The sequence below is a fragment of the Kitasatospora sp. NPDC051705 genome (genome assembly GCF_044453265.1).
Taxonomy (GTDB): Bacteria; Actinomycetota; Actinomycetes; order Streptomycetales; family Streptomycetaceae; genus Kitasatospora.
In genome coordinates, this window is the sequence record NZ_JBITCO010000011.1 from 45431 (window position 1) to 64105 (window position 18675).

The 18675-nt window shown below is 74.5% G+C and carries 9 protein-coding genes; all 9 read left to right on the plus strand.

The features are described 5' to 3' along the window. Window positions 1-13: 13 nt before the first annotated feature. Window positions 14-3130, plus strand: coding sequence for an amino acid adenylation domain-containing protein (locus ACIA8Q_RS16430; RefSeq protein ID WP_396317347.1), 3117 nt, complete (start codon window positions 14-16; stop codon window positions 3128-3130). Between the two features lie 15 nt (window positions 3131-3145). Continuing rightward, on the plus strand, window positions 3146-3463 hold the full coding sequence (locus ACIA8Q_RS16435) for an AzlD domain-containing protein (protein ID WP_360210228.1): 318 nt from the start codon (window positions 3146-3148) through the stop codon (window positions 3461-3463). A gap of 37 nt (window positions 3464-3500) precedes the next feature. Then, window positions 3501-4307 (plus strand): AzlC family ABC transporter permease, encoded by an 807-nt coding sequence (locus ACIA8Q_RS16440; protein ID WP_360210230.1) that lies wholly within the window; start codon window positions 3501-3503, stop codon window positions 4305-4307. A 156-nt stretch (window positions 4308-4463) separates the two neighbouring features. After that, complete coding sequence (locus ACIA8Q_RS16445; protein WP_396317348.1) at window positions 4464-11015, plus strand: amino acid adenylation domain-containing protein; 6552 nt, start codon at window positions 4464-4466, stop codon at window positions 11013-11015. Window positions 11016-11245: 230 nt separating this feature from the next. Then, a complete protein-coding gene (locus ACIA8Q_RS16450; RefSeq protein WP_360210234.1) occupies window positions 11246-12781 on the plus strand; it encodes a lyase family protein in 1536 nt (511 codons plus the stop codon). Beyond that, window positions 12778-13692, plus strand: a complete 915-nt coding sequence (locus ACIA8Q_RS16455; RefSeq protein ID WP_360210236.1) for a kinase — start codon at window positions 12778-12780, stop codon at window positions 13690-13692. The genes ACIA8Q_RS16450 and ACIA8Q_RS16455 overlap by 4 nt, the downstream gene beginning before the upstream one ends. Before the next feature lie 100 nt (window positions 13693-13792). After that, window positions 13793-16051: a pyridoxal-phosphate dependent enzyme gene (locus tag ACIA8Q_RS16460; protein ID WP_360210238.1), complete on the plus strand. Its 2259-nt coding sequence runs from the start codon at window positions 13793-13795 to the stop codon at window positions 16049-16051. A 50-nt stretch (window positions 16052-16101) separates the two neighbouring features. Further along, window positions 16102-17277 carry a hypothetical protein gene (locus ACIA8Q_RS16465; RefSeq protein ID WP_396317349.1) on the plus strand — a complete coding sequence of 392 codons (1176 nt, stop codon included), beginning with the start codon at window positions 16102-16104 and terminating at the stop codon, window positions 17275-17277. Next, window positions 17277-18605 (plus strand): ATP-grasp domain-containing protein, encoded by a 1329-nt coding sequence (locus tag ACIA8Q_RS16470; protein ID WP_387905408.1) that lies wholly within the window; start codon window positions 17277-17279, stop codon window positions 18603-18605. Before ACIA8Q_RS16465 ends, ACIA8Q_RS16470 begins: the two co-directional genes overlap by 1 nt. The last annotated feature ends 70 nt before the right edge of the window (window positions 18606-18675 follow it).

An 18675-nucleotide genomic window follows, 5' to 3' on the forward strand; every position in this document is an offset into this window, starting at 1 on the left:
CAGGAAAGCGACCATGTCCCACACCCAGCCCACCACCGCCCGGCTCGACGACCTCTTCGCGGCCCAGGCCCGGCGCACGCCGGACGCCCTCGCCCTGGTGCACGGGGACGAGCGCCTGACGTACCGTCAGCTGCACGAGCGCGCCGCCGCCGTCGCCGAGCGGCTCACCGCGCTCGGCGCGCGCGACGAAACGCTCGTCACGCTGGCGTTCCACCGCTCCGCCGAGGCCGTCGTCGCCATCCTCGGCACGGTGCTCGCCGGCGCCGCCTACCTGCCGGTCAGCCCCGCCTACCCGGCCGAACGCATCGCCGGCATCCTGGACGACTCGCGCTCGCCGCTGGTGCTGTGCGGAAGCGGACTGAAGGACGCCGTCGCCGACGCCGTGCCGGCCGGCGTCGAGCTGCTCGAACTCGGCGCCCTGCTCGCCGCGGAGCCGCACCTGCCGCCGCGCCCGGCCCTGGCCGCGGGGCCGGCCGACGAGGCCCCCGCCTCGCCGCTGGCGTACGTGATGTACACCTCCGGCAGCACCGGCCGCCCCAAGGGCGTGATGGTCGAGCACGCGGGCGTGGTCCGACTCGTCCGGGACGCCGACTACTTCGACTTCTCCGCCGACGAGCGCTTCCTGCAGACCGGCGCCCTGGAGTTCGACGCCGCGACCTTCGAGATCTGGGGGGCGCTGCTCAACGGCGCCACCCTGCACCTCGTCGACCAGGAGACGCTGCTCACCCCGGCCCTGCTGAAGCGGGCGCTGCACACCGCCGACGTCACCGTGCTCTGGCTGACCTCGCCGCTGTTCAACCAGCTGGCCGACGAGGACGTCAGCCTCTTCGCGGGGCTGCGCACCCTCATCGTCGGTGGGGACGTGCTGTCCTGCCGGCACGTCAACACCGTCCGCGAGGCCTGCCCCGGCCTGCGGGTGCTCAACGGCTACGGCCCGACCGAGAACACCACCTTCACCACGATCTTCCCGATCGAGCGGCGCCACGAGTCCGCCGTCCCGATCGGCCGGCCGATCCGCGGCACCTCCGTCGCGGTGCTCGACGCCGAGCAGCGGCCCGTCCCGGTCGGCGGGATCGGCGAGCTGTACACCAGCGGGGCGGGCCTGGCCCGCGGCTACCTGAACAACCCGGCCCTGACGGCCGAGAAGTTCGTCCTGGTCGACGGCGTGCGCCACTACCGGACGGGCGACCTGGTCAGCAGCGACGCGGACGGGCTGCTCGCCTTCCACGGCCGGGCCGACAACCAGGTGAAGATCCGCGGTCACCGGATCGAGCTCGGCGAGATCGACAACGCCCTGCTGGAGATCCCCGGCACGGTCGACAGCCACACCCACGCGCGCGGCGGGCCCGGCGGCGTCAAGCAGCTGGTCACCCACGCGGTGCTCGGAGCGGGCCTGACCGTCGAGGACGTCCTGGCGGAGCTCCGGCGCCGGCTGCCCGCCTACATGTGCCCCGACGTGCTGGTCCCGGTGGACCGGCTGCCGCTGAACGCCAACGGCAAGGTGGACCGGGCCCGGCTGCCCGAGCCCGCCCCGCGCCGCGGTGCCGGCGGGGCGCCGGCCACCCCGGCGGAGCTGCGGCTGGCCGCCCTGTGGGCCGACGTCCTGCACGTGGACGCCGAGGGCCTGGGGCTGGACGACGACTTCTTCCTGCTCGGCGGCAGCTCCATCACCGCCGGGGTGCTGATCGGCCGGCTCGCCCGCGACGCCGGCGCCGCCCTCGGGTTCGGCGAGCTCTTCGCGGCGCGCACCCTCGGCGCGATGGCCAAGGCCGTCGAGACCGCGCCGACCGCCCCGCTGGCACCCGTCCCGGAGCCGACCGGCAGCGGTGTCCTGCACCCGCAGCAGCGGGCGCTGTTCGCGCTCTGGCAGATGGACCCGAACAGCCTCGTCTACAACATCCCGGTGCGTCTGGAGGTGAGCGGCCCCCTCGACCCGGAGCGGCTGCGCGCGGCCCTCGCGGCGATGACCGCCCGGCACGACGCGCTGCGGACGCGCTTCGTCACCACGGACGGCGAGGTGCGCCGGGTGGTCGACCGGGTGGCGTCCGTCGAGCTGCGGGTGCTGGAGGCCGACGACGGACCGCGGGACGGGCGCCCGCTCGCCCTCGCCCCGTTCGACCTGGCGGCGGCTCCGCTGATGCGCGCCGTGCTGGTCCGCCGGGGGCCCGGCGGGGACGTCCTGCACCTGGACTTCCACCACATCGTCTTCGACGGCATCTCGCTGCGCGTCTTCGTCGACGAGCTGTTCGAGTACTACGCCGGTCAGGAGCCCCGGACGGCGCCGGTCGGCTACGCGGCCGCCGCCGAGTGGGCGGACGGCCGGCTGACGGGTGCGGAGCAGGAGCGCTCCGAGCGGTACTGGCTGGCGAAGTTCGCCGAGCCCGCGCCCGCCCTCGCCCTGCCCACCGACCGGCCGCGGCCGGCCCTGCGGGGCACGGCCGGTGACGTCGCGGTCCGCGAGCTGTCCCCGGCGGACGCCGAGCTGGTCCGGGCGATCGCGGACCGGGAGGGCTCGACCCCCTTCGTGGTGCTGCTGACCGCCTGGACGGCGACGCTGGCCCGGCTCTGCGGCCAGTCGGACGTCACCGTCGGCAGCCCGATGGGCGGCCGCCCGCACCCCGACCTCGAGACCGTGGTGGGGATGTTCGTCAACACCGTGGTGCTGCGGGCCAGGCTGCGGCCGGAGGCGGACCTCGGGGAGCTGCTGGCGGCGCTCGGCGCGGAGCACCGCGACGCCCTCGACCACCAGGAGTACCCGTTCGCCTCGCTGGTCCAGCGGCTCGACGTGCCCCGGGACCTGAGCCGCAACGCGCTGTTCGACGCCTTCTTCGCCCTGCAGGACATCGACTTCCACAGCTTCCGCAAGGACGGCCGGCGGATCACCCTGACGCTCCCGCACGTGGGCACCTGCCGGTTCGACCTCAACCTGCAGGCCTTCCGGAAGCCGTCCGGGTACGCGCTGGAGCTGGAGTACTCGACCGCGCTGTTCGAGCGGGCCTCCGCGGACTTCCTGCTGGACCGCGTCGTCGAGACCCTGCACGAGCTGGACCGCGCTCCGGGGGGCAGGGTCCTGCCGGAGCCCGAGGACGAGCCCGGCGGGCCCGTCGAGGCCGCCGACTTCTCCTTCTGACCTGGGACGGGACCGATGACCACACTGACGATCATCCTGTGCGGGGCGGTGACCTTCGCGGTCCGCTACGCGCTGTTCGGGCCGATCGGGCCGGAGCACCTGCCCGCGCGGATCCGCAGCACCCTGCCGTACGTCATGCCCGCGGTGCTGATGGCGATCATCGTGCCCTCGGTGCTGCTGCCCGGTGACGGCGGCGGCGACCTGCGGACCCTCGCGCCGTACGTGGGCGGGGCCGTGTGCGGCTTCGCGATGGGTGCCGTCAAGCGGGACGCCTTCTTCCTCGTGTTCCTGGTCGCCATGGCCGGATACGTGCTCACCAAGTTCGCGCTCTGAGCGCCGCCCGCCCCTGCCCAGGAAAGAGGTTGGATTGATGTTGCCCCGACACAGCCGTGGCGCGGAGGCCGCGCAGGGTGTCCTGTCGGTCGTCCCGGTCGTGCTCGGCGCGGTGCCGTTCGGGCTGCTGTTCGGCGCGCTCGCCCAGGAGCGCGGCCTCGGGCTCGGCAAGGCCATGCTGATGAGCCTGCTGATCAACGCGGGCTCCGCCCAGATCGTCAGCCTCGGCATGATCACCGCCGGGGCGGCCTGGCCGCTGACCGTGGTGACCGTGCTGCTCATCAACCTGCGGCACGTCTTCTACTCGGCCGCGCTGGCGCCGTACGTCCGGCCGATGGGCTTCTGGTGGCGGTTCGGGATCGCCTGGGGGATGACCGACGCCGTGTACGCGCTGGCCGCCAAGCGCTTCGGCGAGCCGGCGCCCGAGGAGGACAACCGGCGCTGGTACGTCCTGAGCGGTTCGGCCGTGATCTACGCCGCCTGGGCGCTCAGCACGCTCTGCGGCTGGGTCTTCGGGGCCAGCCTGTCGGGGCTGGGCGAGTGGGGGCTCGACTTCGCCGTCTACGCCACCTACATCGGACTGGTCGTCTCCACCTTCACCTCGCGGCGCGCCCTGGCCGTCGGCCTGGTCGCCGGCGTGGGGGCCCTGCTGCTGCACCACCTGCCCTACCAGAGCGGCCTGTTCGTGGGCACGCTGGCGGGCACCGCGCTGGCCGCGTTCCTGGAGAGCCGCGAACGCGTGGCCGCCACGCCCGTGCCGGCGGAGGGGGAGGCCGCCGCGGCGGTCCCGGAGCGGCGCGCCGCGCCCGACCCGGCCGAGGCCCCGGCCGACACCGCCTCCTAGGCAGGCCCACGCCTCCCAGGCAGGCCCACGGCGGCCGGGCCCACCCCGGCCGCCGTCCACACGCACACACCGGACCCGCCGGTCCGCCCAGGGGGCGGCCGCCGGCCGATCGGTCCGTCCACGATCCGACTCACACGCACCGGGGGTGGCCTCGCCATGTCTCAAACCGCTAGCGGAACCTCGACGATCAGCACGCTCCAGCTCCAGCAAGCCCTCAACGCCCATCCGGCGCAGGCGCAGTTCTGGGACACCCGCAAGCCCTACTGGGCCGAGCCCACGGTGGTCACCCGCGACCACGTCCGCCAGCAGGAGCCCGCCGCCCGGGTCAGCGCGGCGCTGGCCGCGGGGACCGCGCCGGCCGTCCGCCGGATCTCCAACGGCGACTCCTTCCTGACCACCGTCGTCGGCGCGACGGCGCTCGCCCTGCTGGCGGCGCGCGCCGCCGACCTGGCCGCGGTCACCCTCTTCGTCCCCGCGCCGCGCGGCACCGACCGGGCCGTCCCGGTCACCGTCGAGCTCACCGGGCAGGAGTCCGGCCGCGAGCTGCTGACCGCCGTCCGGGCCGCCTGCCTGGAGGTCTCGGCCCACCTGGACGTGCCGGTCCGCGCCCTGCTCGACCGGCTCGGCGTCCGGCCCGGCGACCTGATGCTCTCCGTGGACGGCGCGCTGAGCGCCGAGGACGCCCGGGCCGCCGGGTGCCCCCTCCTGTTCGACCTGCACCTCGCGGGCGACGACACCAGGATCGAACTGGAGTACGACGCCGGCCTGTTCACCGCCGCCACCGCCGAGCGGCTGACGACCACCCTCGCCCGGCTGCTGGACACCCTGGTCGCGGACCCGGCGGCGGCCCTCGCCCCGCTGCTCGGCCCCGACGACCAGGAGGCGGCCCTGCTCACCGGCGCCTTCAACGACACGGCGGCGCCCTTCCCGCAGGAGCGCCTGCTGCACGGCTTCCTGGAGGAGCGGGCCGCAGCCGAGCCGGACCGGGTCGCCGTCGTCGACGACGGCACCACCTACGGCGAGCTGAACGCCGCCGCGAACCGGCTGGCCCGCACCCTGCGCGAGGCCGGCGTCACCCCCGGCGAGCCGGTCGCCGTCTGCGTGCCCCGCTCCGCCGACCTGCTGGTGGCCATCTACGGCGTGCTCAAGGCCGGCGGCGCCTACCTGCCGATCGACCCGACCCTGCCGCGAAACCGGATCGAGTACCTGCTCGACCACAGCCGCGCCCGCCTGGTGGTGGCCACCGCCGGCACCGCCGGCACCGCCGGCACCGCCGCCGTCGCCGACGGCCACCGGGTGCTGCTGCTCGACGACCCGGCCGTCGCCGCCCAGCCCGCCGGCGACCTGGCGCCGGTCACCGGCCCCGACGACCTCGCGTACGTCATCTACACCTCCGGCTCCACCGGCCGCCCCAAGGGCGTGATGATCGAGCACCGGGCCATCGTCAACCGGCTCTGGTGGATGCAGAGCGCCTACCCGCTCGGCGCCGACGACGTGATCCTGCACAAGACGCCGTTCACCTTCGACGTGTCCGTCTGGGAGATCTTCTGGTGGTCGATCGCCGGCGCCGCCGTCGCCACCCTGCCGAACGGTGACGAGCGCGACCCGGAGCGGATCATCGCCCGGATCGAGCAGAGCCGCGCCACCACGCTGCACTTCGTGCCGTCGATGCTGCACGCCTTCCTCGGCTTCGTCGAGGCCACCGGCGAGCGCGAGCGGCTCGGCTCGATCCGCCGGGTCTTCGCCAGCGGCGAGGCCCTCGCCGTCGACCAGGTGCGGCTGTTCGGGGAGCTCCTCGGCGACGCCCGCGAGCTGGTCAACCTGTACGGCCCGACCGAGGCCGCCGTCGACGTCACCCACCAGCCGTGCACCGCGGTGGACGTCACCCGGTCGGTGCCGATCGGCCGGCCCATCAGCAACATCCGGCTCAGCGTGCGGACCCGCTCCGGCGCGCTCGCCCCGATCGGCACCCCGGGCGAGCTCTGCATCGCCGGCACCGGCCTGGCCCGCGGCTACCTGCACGCGCCGGAGCTGACCGCGGAGCGCTTCGTCACCGGCGAGGACGGCGAACGCCGCTACCGCACCGGCGACCTGGCGCGCTGGCTGCCGGACGGCACCGTCGAGTACCTGGGCCGACTGGACACCCAGGTCAAGATCCGCGGCTACCGGATCGAGCTCGGCGAGATCGAGCACGTCGCGCAGCAGGTCGCCGGCGTGCGCCAGTGCGCCGTCGTGGCCCGGCCCGGCGAGTCCGGCGACAGCATGCTGGTCGCCTACCTGGTCGCCGGCGAGGGCTACCGGGAGACCGCCCTGCGCGCGGCCCTGGAGGGCGAACTGCCCTCCTACATGGTCCCGCAGCACTACGTCGAGGTCCCCGCCATCCCGACCAACCACAACGGCAAGCGCGACGTGTCGGGCCTGCCGCTGCCGCTCCAGGAGGCCCCGGCGGCCACCGCCGCCCACCGGGCCCCGAGCGGCCCCGTCGAGGAGCAGCTGGCCGCGATCTGGGCCGCGGTGCTCGGCGTCGAGCCGATCGGCGCGGACGACAACTTCTTCTCGCTCGGCGGCGACTCGATCAAGTTCATCACCGTGCTGGCCCGCGCCCGCGCCGCCGGCCTCGACTTCAGCTTCCAGGAGCTGTTCGGCCACCCGACCATCGCCGGGCTCGCCGGGTACCTCGCCGAACGCGAGCAGGGCCCGGCCGCACCGGCGGCCGAGGTCTCCACCGAGCCGTTCGCCCTGATCGGCGAGGAGGACCGGGCGCAGCTGCCGACCGGCCTCGTCGACGCCTACCCGATGTCCCAGCTGCAGATCGGCCTCATCTACGAGGCCCTGCGCGGCGGCACCGAGGGCATGTACCACGACATCCTCAGCTACCGCATCCACGGCACCGTCGACCCGGAACTGTTCGAGCGGGCGGTCGACTCGGTCGTGCGCCGGCACGCCCTGCTGCGCACCTCCTTCCACCTCAAGGGCTTCAGCGAGCCGCTCCAGCTGGTGCACGGGAGCGCGCCCTCCCCGCTGCGGGTGTTCGACCTGCGCGGCCGGTCGCCGCAGGAGCAGGAGGAGGACCTGCGCCAGTTCGCCGAGCTGGAGCTGCGCGGCGGCTTCCGGTACGGCAGCACCGACCTCGTCCGGGTCTACCTGCACCTGCTCGCCGACGACGAGTACCAGTACTCGCTGAGCTACCACGACGCGGCCCTGGACGGCTGGAGCGTCAACACGATCCACCGCGACGTGTTCTCCGCCTACTTCTCCGTCCTGGACGGCGAGGAACCGCACGGCGGCGCCGGGCTCGCCATGTCCCACCGGCAGTACGTGGAGCTGGAGCGCGCCGCCGTCGCCTCCGCCTCGCAGCGCGCCTTCTGGCTCGACGTCATGGACGGCGCGGAGAGCACCCGGGTCGTCCCCGACACCGATCCCGACCCGGAGTTCGCCGGCGTCGGCATCCACGACGTGCTCTTCCCCGCCGGCCTGTCGGCGGGCATCCTCGCGACCGCCCGCAAGCTCCAGGTGCCGGTCAAGGCCGTCCTGCTGGCCGCCCACGTCGCCGTGCTCGGCTTCGTCGCCGACACCACGGACGTCGTCACCGGCTACGAGCACTCCGGCCGCCCGGAGGTCGAGGGCGGCCAGGACATCGCCGGGCTCTTCCTCAACTCCCTGCCGTTCCGGGTCCGCGACCTGGGCCGCAGCTGGGAGGACACGGTCCGCGCGGTGTACGCCGCGGAGGCGCAGCTGCTGCCGCACCGGCGCTTCCCGATGGCGGAGATCAAGCGGGCCGTCGGCAGCCGGGACACCCTGTTCGAGACGGTCTTCAACTTCACCCACTTCCACGTGCTGAAGAGCCTGGCCGAGCGGGACGGCTTCGAGCTGGTCCGTTCGATCGTCAACGTGCAGAGCGAGTTCCCGCTGCGGGCCGAGTTCTCGCAGGACGCCGTCAGCGACGAGGTGATGCTCAGCCTGCACTTCCACCGCAACGTCTACTCCGAGGCGCAGACCGAGCGGGTCGGCGGCTACTACCTGCGGGCCCTGCAGGCGCTGGCCGAGGACCCGTCGGCCGACCGGTCCGCGGGCACGCTGATCGGCGAGCGGGAGCGGGCCGCGCTCCAGGCGATGTCCGCCGGCCCCGCGCACCCGCTGCCGGAGGGCACCTTCCTGGACCTCCTCGCCGAGCAGGTGCGCCGCACGCCGGAGGCCGTCGCGCTGGTCCACGGCGACGAGCGGCTCTCCTACGCGGCCCTCGACCGGGCCTCCGACCGCTACGCGGCGCAGCTGCTGGCGGCCGGCGTCACCCCCGGCGACGTGGTCACCACCGTGCTGCCGCGCGGCGTCCGCTGGGCGCTCACCATGCTCGCCCTGCTGAAGATCGGCGCCGTCTACCTGCCGCAGGACCGGGCCTTCCCGGTGGACCGGATCGCCTCCGTGCTGCGCCGCAGCGACTGCCGCCACCTGGTGGCCGAGGCGGCGGACGCGGAGCCGGTCGGCGGCGCGCTGCGCGAGCGGGTCCCCGGACTGTCCGTCCTGGTCCTCGACGACCCGGGCGCGGCCGACGCCGCGCAGGTCGAGCCGCCCGCGCGCCCCGCGCCGGCGGACACCGCGTACATCATCTTCACCTCCGGGTCCACCGGCGAGCCGAAGGGCGCCACCGTGCGCCACTCCGGGATGCTCAACCACCTGCTGTCCAAGGTCGTCGACCTGAAGCTGACCGAGGCCGACGCCGTCGCCCAGATCAGCACCCAGTGCTTCGACATCTCGGTCTGGCAGCTGCTGGTGGCCTGGCTGGCCGGCGGACGGACCGTCATCTACGACCACGACACCGTGGTGGACCTGCCGGCGTTCCTCACCGCGCTGGTCGACGACGGCATCACCATCCTGGAGACGGTGCCCTCCTACACCGACGCGCTGCTCACCGAGGTCGAGCAGCGGCCGCGCCCGCTGCCCGAGCTGCGCTACAACATCATCAACGGTGAGGCGCTGCCGCCGGCCCTCACCCGGCGCTGGTTCGCGACCTACGACATCCCGGCGGTCAACGCCTACGGGCCCACCGAGTGCTCCGACGACGTCACGCACTTCTTCATGACGGAGGGCCAGGACGTCAGCCGGGTGTCGATCGGCCGCCCGATCATCAACACCAGCCTCCACGTGGTCGGTTCCGACGGGCGGCCGCGCCCGATCGGCAGCTACGGCGAGATCTGCGTGACCGGCGCAGGCGTGGGCCTCGGCTACATCAACGACGCCGAGCGGACCGCGGCCGCCTTCGCGCCGAACACCCTCGACGACCGCTCCGAACTGCTCTACCGCACCGGCGACATCGGCCGCTGGCTGCCCGACGGCCTGCTCGACTGCGCCGGCCGCCGGGACGGCCAGGTCAAGATCCGCGGCTACCGGATCGAGCTGTCCGAGGTGGACGGTGCGCTGGACCGGCTGCCCGGCGTGGAGACCGCGGTGACGCTGGCGCGCGACGTGGCCGGCGAGAAGCGGCTGGTGACCTTCTACACCGGCGCCGCCGAGCCGGACCGCACCGAGTTCAAGCGCCGGCTCGCCGAGCTGATCCCGGACTACATGCACCCGGAGATCCTGGTCCGGCTGGAGGCCTTCCCGCTCAACTCCAACGGCAAGATCGACCGCAAGGTGCTGGCGGCCCGGCCGATCGGCCTGGACGCCGACACCCACCGGGAGCCGCCGGCCACCGCGGACGAGGAGTTCGTCCGTGACCTGTTCGCCTCGGTGCTCGGGGTGCCGCCGGTCGAGGTCGGCGTCACCGACAACTTCTTCGAGATCGGCGGCCACTCGATCGCCGCGATGAAGGTCGCGGCGACCTCGCAGGGCCGGATCGCCCTGCGCGACCTGCTGGTGCGGCCCACGGCCCGGCTGATCGCCGCGGCCTTCGGCGAGCGCGACGGCGCCCGCCGCGACCTGCTGGTCGACCTCACCGCCTCCTCCGGCGCACGGCTGGAGACGGCCGAGGCCGTCCTGGTCTGCATCCCCTTCGCGGGCGGCGGCGCGGTCAGCTACGTCCCGCTGGCCCGGCAGCTCGCCGACGCCGGCGCGACCGTCCGGGTCCTGGGGGCCGAGCTCCCGGGCCGCACCCTGGCCGACGACCGCCCGATGGTCGCGGTGGACGTGCTCGCCGAGCAGCTCGCCGACGAGGTGGTGCGGGAGGCCGGCGACCGTCCGGTGCTGGTGCTCGGCCACTGCGCCGGCTCCTCGCTGGGCCTGCACCTGGTCCGCACGCTCGAGCGGCGGGGCCGGGACGTGCGCCGCCTGCTGATCGTGGCCAAGCTGCTCCGGTCGGTGGACCCGGCCGACCACGCCGCCAACGAGGTGGTGCACATGAACGAGCAGCAGATCATGGACTGGATGGCCGACAACACCGGCCTGGAGGAGGTCCACGCGCTGTCCGCGGCCGAACGTGCCGACCTGGCACGGGCGTTCCGCTACGACACGGTCGAGGCCACGCACGGCTTCCACCTCGCGCTCGGCGACACCGGGCGGGCCGCCCTGCAGTGCCCGGCCACCGTGGTGTTCGCCGAGGACGACCTGCTGATGGCGGACCACGCGACGGCCCTGGCCAACTGGGAGCTGTTCGTCCCGGCGAGCCGCACGGTCGTCAGCCCCGACGGCGGGCACTACCTCAACACCACCCGGCCGGAGCTGCTGGCCGGGGTCGTCCTCGACGACCTCGGCTCCCCCTCGCACTCCGGCTGATCCCCGCGGTGGGGGGGCCCCCGGCCCCCCGGGCCCCCCCCCCCCCCCCCCCCCCCCCCCCCCCCCCCCCCCCCCCGCGCCCCCCGGGGGGGGGGGGGGGGGGGGGGCCCCCCCCCCCCCCGCCGCCCCCCCCCCCCGCGGGGGCCCCCCCGGGGGGGGGCCCCCGCCCCCCCGGGGGCCCCCCCCCCGCCCCTCCCCGCCCCCGGCACCCCCGACCCACCGGAGCCAGCATGAGTGCCCCCCACGAACCCGAGCCCGGCCCGGCCGCCGCCCGACTGACCGGCAGAATCCGGAGCACGCCCAGCGCACTCCTCCACGAGGAGGTCCTGGAACCGCAGTTCACCTACGAGGCGGAGCACCTGCTGCCCTGGTACGCGGCGGTGGAGAAGGTCCTCGCGCTGGAGTACCGCCGCATGGGCCTGGTCTCGCCCGCCGAGGCCGCCGAGATCGGCCGCGTCCTTCACGGGCTGACCCGCGACGGGATCGCGGCCGACCCGGCCGGCAACATGTCGGACCTCGCCTTCGCCCTCGAACAGCACGTCGAGCGCGGCCTCGGCCACCCCGTCACCGCCTGGCACGTCGACCGCAGCCGCAACGACCTCCAGGCCACCGCCCAGCTGCTGTTCGGCCGCGGGCTGCTCCTCGACGCCGCCGCCGCCCTGCTGGACTTCGGCCTGGCCGTCCACCGGTTGGCCGAGCGCGGCACCGACCTGCCGATGGTCGGCCAGACCCACCTCCAGGCCGCCCAGACCATGACCCCGGGGTTCTACTTCGCGGCCGTCTCCGAGCAGGTCCAGCACACCCTGCGGAGGCTGCTGGCGACCTACGACGGGATCAACCTCAGCCCGCTCGGCTCCGGCGCCATGACCGGTCAGGAACTGGACTGGGACCGTGCCCTGATGGCCGAGCTGCTCGGATTCGCGGCCCCCGGCCGGCACGCGCTGGCCGGGGTGGCCTCCCGCGCCTGGGTGCTGGAACTGGCCGCCGAGGTCTCCCTGTTCGGCTCCGCGCTGAGCCGCTTCACCAGTGACCTGATGGACTGGGGCAGCGGCCCGTACGGTTTCATCGAGCTGCCCGACGAGCTGTCCGGCATCTCCTCGGCGATGCCGCAGAAGAAGAACTACCCGATCCTGGAACGCATCCGGGGCAAGTCGGCGCACCTGAGCGCCTACTACTTCGACATGCTGCTGGCCCAGCGGGCCACCCCGTTCAGCAACATGGTCGAGGTGTCGAAGGAGGCGGGCGCCAACCTGCGGCCGATGTTCGCGACCCTCGGCACCACGCTGCGGCTGTTCACCGTCGTGGTCGAGCGGATGGGCTTCGCCGAGGAGCGGATGCGCGAGGCGGCCGAGCGGGAGTTCCTCGGCGGCCTCACCCTCGCCAACGAGCTCACCCTGCGGGAGTCGGTGCCGTGGCGCCGGGCCCAGGTCATCGCCGGCCGGTACGTGCTGGCCGCGCACGCCGCCGGACTGCGCCCCCGGCAGACCTCCCCGGACCTGCTGAGCGCGGCGGCCGGCGAACAGGGCGTCACCCTGCGGGCTCCGGCGGAGCTGCTGGCCGCGGCCTTCGACGGTGCCGGCGAGCTGTACCGCAAGACCACCGCCGGGTCGGCGAACCCCGAATCCGTCCGGGCCCTGCTCGCCGAGCAGCACACCGAGTACGAGCGGCTCGCCGGGGCCTGGACCGGGCACCGCGCGCGGGTCGACGCGGGGCTGGCCCGCATCGACGAGCTGCTGGGCCTCTCCGCTCCGGGGAGCCCCGCGTGACCCGTGCCGACGCGGCCGCCGGTACCGCGACGGCGGCCGTCCTGCACGGCACGGGCAGCGCCCCGGGCACCTTCGGCGAACTGCTCCAGGGCGTCACGGCCGAGGAGCGGCTCGACTTCCTGGTGACCCTGCCGATCGACGCCGGGGCGACCGCGACCTTCACCGCCGAACCCGGTGCCGGCACCGTCACCGTGCACCCGCCGCACAAGCACCGCGCCGCGCGGCTGGTGCGGCTGATGCTGGACGCGTACGGGTTCGCCGGCGGCGGGCGGCTGCGGCTGAGCGGCGGACTCCCCGAGGGCCGGGGCCTGGCCAGTTCCTCCGCCGACCTGGTCGCCACCGCCCGCGCGGTGGGGGAGGCCCTCGGGGTGCCGGTCGGCCCCGCCGTGATCGAGGACTTCCTGCGCCGGATCGAACCGACCGACGGAGTGATGTACGACGGGGTGGTCTCCTTCTACCACCGGCAGGTGCGGCTGCGGGAGCTCCTCGGACCGCTCTCCCCGATGGTGATCGTCGGGGTCGAGGAGGGCGGCGCGATCGACACCCTCGGGTTCAACCGGCGGCCCAAGCCCTTCACCCGCGCCCACCGGCTGGAGTACGACGAGCTGCTGGAACGCGTCTCGGAGGCCGTCCGCACCGACGACCTGCCCACCGTCGGACGGGTCGCCACCCGCAGTGCGCTGCTGAACGAGCACCTCCAGCCCAAGCGGCTGCTGCACCGGATGATCGGCCTCTCCGAGGAGTTCGACGCCCTCGGGGTGGCCGTCGCGCACAGCGGCACCGCCCTCGGGGTGCTGGTCGCCGAGTCCGACCCCGAGTGCGCGCGCAAGGTCGCCGAACTGCGGACGCGGGCGGCCGCGCTGGCCGGCCACACCACGCTCTACCGCTCCTGGCGCGGTCCGGGCCGCTGAGGCCCCGCGGCCGCCGTGCGGCCCCACCGGCCACCCCGCTGCGGCGGCCCCCTCGCCGCCCACCTCTCTCCGCCCACCCCTCTCCGAACCGGATGTGATCATGCGTTACGAGAGCGTCGTCGACGCCATCGGACACACCCCGCTGGTCAGACTCGCCTTGGACCCGGCCGCCCCGGTCGAGGTCTACGGGAAGCTGGAGCTGCAGAACCTCTACGGGATGAAGGACCGGGTCGCCCGGCAGGCCGTCCTGGAGGCCCGCCGCACCGGCGCGCTGGCCGAGGGGGCGCCCATCATCGAGAGCTCCTCCGGCACGATGGCCCTCGGCCTCGCCCTGGTCGGCGCGCACCTGGGCCACCCCGTGCACATCGTCACCGACCCGCGGATCGACCCGATCACCCTCGCCAAGCTCCGCGGCCTGGGGTGCCGGGTGCACGTCGTGGAGGCGATGAGCGGCGCGGGCTGGCAGAGCGCCCGGCTGGAACGGCTCGCCGAGCTGATCCGCGACCTCCCGGGCGCCTTCTGGCCGCGCCAGTACAGCAACCCGGACAATCCCGCCGCCTACCGCGCGCTCGCCGACGAACTGCTGGCCGACCTCGGCCACATCGACGTCCTGGTGGCCGCCGTCGGCAGCGGGGGATCGCTGTCCGGGACGGCCCGGATGCTCCGCCGCGCGCTCCCGGACCTGCGGGTCGTCGGCGTGGACTGCGTGGGCAGCGTGCTCTTCGACCAGCCGGACCGCCCGACCCGGCTCCAGGGCGGGCTGGGCAACAGCCTCGTCCCGGCGAACCTGGACCGCACCCTGATCGACGAGGTGCACTGGCTCAACGACCGCGAGGCCTTCCAGTCGACCCGTGAACTCGCCCTGGAACAGGGGCTGTTCGCCGGGAACACGGCCGGCTCGGTGTACCGGGTGCTCAAGGACGTCGCCCGCCGCGCCGCCCCGGGCGCCCGGATCGTCGGCATCTTCCCCGACCGCGGGGACCGCTACGCGGACAACGTCTACGACGACGGGTACTGGGAGCGGCACGCACTCGGCGCGATGCCCGCCGCGGACACCCCGGCCGAGGTCGCCGCCGGCGCCGAGGTCGCCACCTGGTCCTACGCCGCGCAGCACGGCGCGGTCCGGCCCCCGCGCCGGCTGCTCTTCGTCGAGGCGAACACCTCGGGCACCGGCGTGCTCGCCCTCGACCTGACCCGCCGGCTCGGCCTGGAACCCGTCCTGCTGACGGACACCCCGGAGCGCTACGCCGGGGCCGAGGAGAGCGGCTGCGAGATCGTGGTGTGCGACACCTCGACCGAGCGCGCCCTGCGCGAGGTGATCGGCGAGCGGTTCGCCCGCCAGGAGCTCGCGGGGATCACCACCACCAGCGACTTCTACGTCCCCGTGGTCGCCCGGCTGGCCGACTGGCTGGGGCTGCCGGGCAACCCCGTCCAGGCGATGGCCGACACCCGGAACAAGGCCCGGGTGCGCGAGCTGCTGGACGCCGCCGGCGTGGACCAGCCGCGGTTCGCGGCCGTCCGGACGGTGGCGCAGGCCGACGCGGCGGTGGAGCGGGTCGGGCTGCCCTGCGTGGTCAAGCCGGCCGACGACTCCGGCTCCAACGACGTCCTGCTCTGCCACACCCGGGAGCAGGTCCTGGCCCACGTCGAGCACGTGCTCTCCGTGGAGCTGAACGTGCGGGGCCTGCCCACCGCGCGCACCGCCCTGCTGGAGGAGTTCGTCGAGGGGCCCGAGTACAGCGTCGAGATGTTCGGCGAGGGCGGCCGGCAGGTCTGCGTCGGCATCACCGCCAAGACCGTCTCGGACGGGCCGTACTTCGTCGAGCGCCGGCACCTCTTCCCGGCCCCGCTCGCCGACGCGGACGCGGCGGCGCTGCGCGGGACGGTCGGCACCGCGCTGACCGCGCTGGGCGTCGAACTCGGTGCCACCCACACGGAGGTGCGGCTCTCCGCCCGCGGTCCGCTGATCGTCGAGGTCAACGCCCGGCTGGCCGGCGGCATGATCCCCGAACTGATCCGGCTCGCCACCGGCGTCGACCTGCTGGAGCAGCAGCTGCGCGCCGCCTGCGGCCGGCCCGTCGAACTCGCCGGCGAGCGGGAGGGCTTCGCCGGCATCCGGTTCCTGGCCGCGGACCGCGAGGGCGTCCTCACCGGGATCGGCGGCGTCGCGGAGGGCGAGCGCGTCCCCGGCGTCCGCCGGATCGTGCTCACCGCCGCCCCCGGGCGGGCCGTCCGCCCGCCGCGCAACGCCTACGACCGGCTGGGCTACGTGATCGCCGAGGGCGCCACCCCGGAGGCCGTCGTGAAGAGCCTGGACGAGGCCGAGCGGGCCCTGACCGTCGAACTCGGCCCCGCATGACCGCGCCGACGGACCCCGACCACCACCGCCCGAGAGAAAGGAGGAGCGCCATGCCGCCGCAGTCCCCGTCCCCCCGCACCGTCTCGGCCTCCATGGAGCAGATCCGCCAGGACTACGCGGAGCGGTTCCCCGGCTGGACCCAGCAGCTCATCACGCTGTTCTCCGGCAAGGCCGCGGCCGGGCAGCGGCCGCCGTGGTGGGTCACCCCGCCGATCGTCAACTGGTTCCTGACGCTCCTCCAGCTGGCCCTCGCCGTCCTCGGCAGCGCGTACGCGGTGCGGCTGCTCGGCTGGGCCTCCCTCGCCGTGCTGCCGCTCACCTGGCTGACGACCGTCAACGCCGTGCGCAAGCTCCAGATCACCTGGAGCCACCACGCGGTGCACAAGGAGGTCTCGGGCAACCGGCACGTGGACAAGGTGGTCCAGGTGGTCTCCAGCGCCGTCGCGCTGACCTCCAACTACGAGGACATCTTCGAGGACCACGTCCGCAAGCACCACAGCCGCAAGGTCTTCACCACGCTCACCGACCCCGACGCCGGCTACCTCGTCTACATGGGTTTCCGCCCCGGCACCCCGGTCGAGGAGATGCGCGCGCGGCTGCGCTGGATGCCGCTGTCGCCCCGGCTCCACCTGCCCTCGCTGCTCTACCGCGTCCGGACGAACTTCGTCACCGCCACCTGGACCAGGCGGATCGCCTCGACGGTCTGGGTCGCCCTGCTGGTCGCCCTCGGCGTCCTGATGGACGGGGCCGAGTTCACCGCCGCGTTCGTCATCCCGTGGTTCGTGCTGTTCCACTGGTCGGCGCTGTTCCAGACCATCTCCGAGCACCCCTACCTGGCCTTCGACGGGCCGCCCGCCAGCCGCGCCGACTACGTGGCCCGCACCTGGGGCCGGTTCTGCCTGGAGCCGCTGCCCGAACGCGACGCGCCCGCCCTGCGGCGGCTCGGCCAGTGGGGGCGCTGGCTGCTCCGCACGGCCCTCGTCCAGACCCCGGCCCGCTTCGGCGTCCTCGCCTCCGACCTGCCGGCGCACGACCTGCACCACGTCGTCCCCGCCGACCACGCCTGGCACCTGGCCTTCTGGCACCGGCAGACGCACATCGACGACGCCCACGAGAGCCGGATGGAGAAGCGCGAGCTGACCCTCGCCGGAGCGATCCGGCACGTGCTGCACGGCATCAGCGAGTCCCCGCTGGCCCCCGCCGAACCGCCCGCCCGAGCCGCCTGATGAGCCTGCGACAGCTCATCGCCCTGATGCCCCGCACCGACCAGCCGGAGGACCACCCCATGCACGACGCCCACGCACGGCCCGAGCCCGCCCCCGCGGGGCGGCTGCTGGTGCTCGAACCGATGTCCTCCGGGCTGACCCTGCTCGCCACCGCCCGCGAACTCGGCCTCGCCACCCTGGTGTTCTCGCACGACGCCGGTGACCGGGTGGTCCCCGAGGCGGCCCGCCAGGACGTCGACCTGCTCGTCGCCGTGGACACCAACGACCCCGAGGCGCTCGCCGAGGCCGCCGCCCGGGAGCACGCGCGGTCGCCGCTGAGCGGCGTCATCTCCGGCTCGGAGTTCTACACCGACGCGGCCGCCCGGATCGCCCACCTGCTCGGCCTGCCCGGCCTTCCGCTGGACACCGCGGAGGCCGTCCGGGACAAGACCAGGATGCGGGCGATCCTGGAGAAGGCCGGACTGCGCATCCCGCGCTACGCGCCGGTGTCCGACGCCGCCGAACTCGCGGGCGCGGCCGCCGCGGTGGGCTACCCCTGCGTCCTCAAGCCGGCCGCCGGATCCGGCAGCATCCAGGTCAGCCGGGTCGACGACGACGAGCAGCTGCGCGCCGCCTACCGGGCGATCGCCGAGGACGCCCAGTACGTCTTCGACCAGCCGGAGGACGGCCGGGCCCTGCTGGAGGAGTACCTCGACGGGCCGGAGTACTCGGTCGAGGGGTACGTCCACCGCGGCGAGGTCACCGTCGTCTCGGTGACCCGTAAACTGCTCGGCGCGGAACCGTACTTCGTCGAACTCGGCCACGTCGTCCAGGCGGACCTCGCGCCCGCCGCCCGGGCCGCGGTCGTCGCCTACACGGCGGACGCCGTCACCGCCCTCGGCATCAACCTGGGCCTCTTCCACGCCGAGGTGCGGATCACCGCGGACGGGCCCGTCCTGATCGAGGTCGGCGCCCGGCTCGCCGGCGACCGGATCGCCGAACTCATCCACCTCGCCACCGGCGTGTCGATGCGGCACATCGTCGTCGCCGCGCACGCCGGCCTCGACCGGGAGCCGGCCGACGCCACCGGGCAGCCCGTCGCGCGCTACGCCGGGGTGCACTTCCTCACCGAGCCCGGCCTGGAGGTCTTCCACCGGGCCGACGGCCTGGAGGAGGTGGAACGGCACCCCCGGGTGGTCGAACTGCGGACGTACTACCAGCCCGGTACCCCCGTCCCCCCGGCCCGCGACCTCCGCTGCCGGCTGGGCCACGTGATCTTCACGGCGGACTCGCCGGAGGAGGAGGCCGAGCTGCGGTCCTGGATCGCGGCGACCGTCCGCTCCACCTGACGGACCGACGGACCGGCGCATCGACGGACGGGCCGCCCGCGTGGGCGGCCCGTCCGGGCAACGACAAGGA